This window comes from Microcystis sp. T1-4, assembly GCF_000297435.1.
GTDB lineage: Bacteria > Cyanobacteriota > Cyanobacteriia > Cyanobacteriales > Microcystaceae > Microcystis.
In genome coordinates this window covers 1-2,611 of sequence record NZ_CAIP01000111.1, presented here as the reverse complement: position 1 = coordinate 2,611, position 2,611 = coordinate 1, and the positions used below count along the sequence as shown (strand labels likewise).

At 38.5% G+C, this 2,611-nt stretch carries 5 protein-coding genes; 2 read left to right on the top strand and 3 right to left on the bottom strand.

What is annotated here, in order from left to right; translation table 11 throughout:
• Nucleotides 1-70: 70 nt before the first annotated feature.
• On the bottom strand, nt 71-685 hold the full coding sequence (locus tag MICAI_RS06280) for a DUF1349 domain-containing protein (protein WP_039899698.1): 615 nt from the start codon (nt 683-685) through the stop codon (nt 71-73).
• A gap of 525 nt (nt 686-1,210) precedes the next feature.
• Between MICAI_RS06280 and MICAI_RS06275 the strand changes: the two genes are divergently transcribed.
• Together MICAI_RS06275 and MICAI_RS06270 are read left to right on the top strand one after the other, a co-directional pair.
• Nucleotides 1,211-1,630 (top strand): XisH family protein, encoded by a 420-nt coding sequence (locus MICAI_RS06275; protein WP_002732677.1) that lies wholly within the window; start codon nt 1,211-1,213, stop codon nt 1,628-1,630.
• The gene (locus tag MICAI_RS06270; RefSeq protein WP_002784929.1) at nt 1,615-1,917 is read left to right on the top strand and encodes an element excision factor XisI family protein; all 303 of its coding nucleotides are present in this window, start codon (nt 1,615-1,617) and stop codon (nt 1,915-1,917) included. The genes MICAI_RS06275 and MICAI_RS06270 overlap by 16 nt, the downstream gene beginning before the upstream one ends.
• Nucleotides 1,918-1,965: 48 nt before the next feature.
• On the opposite strand, the gene MICAI_RS06265 is transcribed toward MICAI_RS06270, so the two are convergent.
• A complete protein-coding gene (locus MICAI_RS06265; protein ID WP_232306148.1) occupies nt 1,966-2,292 on the bottom strand; it encodes a DUF5615 family PIN-like protein in 327 nt (108 codons plus the stop codon).
• A complete protein-coding gene (locus MICAI_RS06260; RefSeq protein WP_008199295.1) occupies nt 2,293-2,517 on the bottom strand; it encodes a DUF433 domain-containing protein in 225 nt (74 codons plus the stop codon).
• Between the last annotated feature and the right edge of the window lie 94 nt (nt 2,518-2,611).

The following is a 2,611-nucleotide window of genomic DNA, read 5'->3' as shown; positions in this document are numbered from 1 at the left end:
ACAGACAAGCCGTGAACCACAACAAGCCAGGCGTTAAGGCGCATAAGTGCCAGTCGGGTGCATACAGTTATTAGCTGGCTTCTGGTATTACCAGCCACTGATTGTCTGAGATTTGCAAGTTTTTGAAACAACAGCGAAACGCTTTGCCTATCGGGCTGCAGGCATACACTCCGATTTGGCAATCGTCGGCTATCTTGTGTAAGTGTGTGATCCGCATTTGCAGCCAAGCCTGCCCATCATAAGAATTCTCTAGCAGAAAATCGCTCCCCCGTTTACTGATGCGATACCACATTTCGCGGTATCGTGAAGAAATGTCTTGCGTTGCCCAATCAGAATATCCCAAATTGGTCACCACAGAACCAAGCCGACTAGCTTGTTCGCTTTCATATTCCGTGGAAACTTTTATCCAATTCTGACTGTCAATCCGCACCATTAGGCCACATTGATCATATTTTTCCCGAGGCTGAAATTCTACTTGGGTCATTAGGGAAAAATCGCCAACTTGTCGCATCAATAAGCAATGCCCATCGTCTCTTTGAAAACCATAGTGTGTGTTTTGCCAAAAATCAGTTTTTTCATCTGTAGAAATTTCCAAGCCATTACCCAAACGATAATGCGTCGGCTCGTTGAGCCAGTAAAAATCATCTGACAATGCTGGCTGTAAAAAGTTTTCACTAAGTCGCATAATATCGCTCCTAATCAGATACATCGTGATATTACGAGGCCAGCTAACCATTGATTATACAGAAACTTTCCGAATAACCAGAGTAAGGATATGGGGAAACTTTCGACATATCACCCCATTTTGTAGATTCCTGACAATCAGCTGAGATACAAAGAACTTTTCAGCGACCATATCACTAATTCTTCAATCTGACTGCACTTCGTAACAAAAATTTACAATTATTCGACGGCACTCGCACTCCCGTCCGTCGCTGTGCCTAGACGTTTTTAGCTTATAATCATTCAAATCTATCGCTGCAGCGGTAGGACTCGCATGAGGGAACACACCCTACCAGATCTGCACTGAGTTCCGTTGTTGCCTTGTTAGGATTAGGAGGATTAGGGTTAGTCTCTAGCCTGACCAAGCGAAAATAGAAATAGTAGGGTGAGCATTGCCCACCTTACCGCTTTTGCGGTCATAATAAATCCGAATTAGGGCGAACTGTAGTAGAATAGAAATCGAACCTCTTAAGCAGGGTTTATAAGGATGTCCAGACGAGACGATCTACATTTATCATTACGTCATACTTTAGAAAAAGAGGGTTGGAAAATCACTGATGATCCTTTAATTCTAACCTTAGAAAAAACCTTGCTTAAAGCTGATTTAGGAGCAGAAAAGTTTTTTGCTGCGGAAAAAGAAGAACGTAAAATTGCCGTAGAAATCAAAGACTTTGATACGCCTTCAGTTATCAGTGAATTAGAAAAAACAATAGGACAACTTCAATTATACCAATGGGCTTTAGATTCACAAGAACCTGAAAGAAAACTTTTTTTGGGCATTAGTCAAGCAGTTTATTTAAAACACTTCAAAAAAGCTATTTTCCAACTGGTTATTAAACGTAATAGAATCAATTTAATTATTTATAATCCTCAAAAGGAGATAATTTGCGAATGGATAACACAGTAAATTATGCCGATATTCTGACTCAAGTTATCAGAAAAGAGTCGGCGATGCAACCTCGATTACAAACCCTTAAAATTACCCCAGTTTGTGATCCAGAATCAGGCAACTTTTTAATAATTATGACTGGTTGGGAAAAAGAAGCATGGATTAATACAATTTTATTTCACGCTCGTTTATTGAAAAATAAAATTGTCATTGAAGATGATAATCTTGAAGAAGGATTAACAACCAATTTAATTCAAGCTGGGATTCCCCCAGAAGATATTATTACTGGACTTTCCCTAGAGTAAGGCAGGCATTACCCACCTTAGCGATATCGCAATGAATGTTAGGAAAAATTATCTAAATGCTTCAATTCTATCTAAATAGACATTAACTAATTTATGTTCAATAACCAAAGCTTCAAACTCTGGCCAAATACGAGCTAAAAACTGATGAAATTCTCGTTTTCGTATATTGCCAAAACGGAGATGTACTACTTTTGGTGGGGAAAAATCTAGCATTAGTCTATCAGAAAAGTCTGTATCTTTCGTAACAATAACCAGTTTTTTATCCTTTGCATATTGCCAAATTTCCGTATCCCTTGGACTTCTACCTAAAAATGATCGGTAAAGATGGAGTGAAGAGGATTTTAGCTGGTAAATTTTCATCAAAGAAAAAACCATTCATGCAATTTTTCTGACTTCATAGTGATTCGCCATCAATCTTGCTGCAAATTGCATACAGGCATAAATATCTTCTCGATTCAGAGAAGGATATTCTTCAAGGACTTCTTCAATAGAATCCCCTGCTCCTAAAAATTCCATAACTGTTTGCACCGGAATTCGGGTTCCAGCTATAACAGGTCTTCCATTACAAATATCTGGATGGATATGGATACGACTTTCCATTAAGGTTTTGTTACCTCTTTGATGACCTTAAGTAAACTTATTATATCCTTTCATAGTAACAGGTAAGGATGTTGGGTTTCCTTAAAATCGATCA

Bases quoted from the DNA above. Each gene is read 5' to 3' on its own strand.
- MICAI_RS06280 (WP_039899698.1), bottom strand. From the start codon at position 685: ATGCGACTTAGTGAAAACTTTTTACAGCCAGCATTGTCAGATGATTTT.
- MICAI_RS06260 (WP_008199295.1), bottom strand. From the start codon at position 2,517: ATGGAAAGTCGTATCCATATCCATCCAGATATTTGTAATGGAAGACCT.
- MICAI_RS06275 (WP_002732677.1), top strand. From the start codon at position 1,211: ATGTCCAGACGAGACGATCTACATTTATCATTACGTCATACTTTAGAA.
- MICAI_RS06270 (WP_002784929.1), top strand. From the start codon at position 1,615: ATGGATAACACAGTAAATTATGCCGATATTCTGACTCAAGTTATCAGA.
- MICAI_RS06265 (WP_232306148.1), bottom strand. From the start codon at position 2,292: ATGGTTTTTTCTTTGATGAAAATTTACCAGCTAAAATCCTCTTCACTC.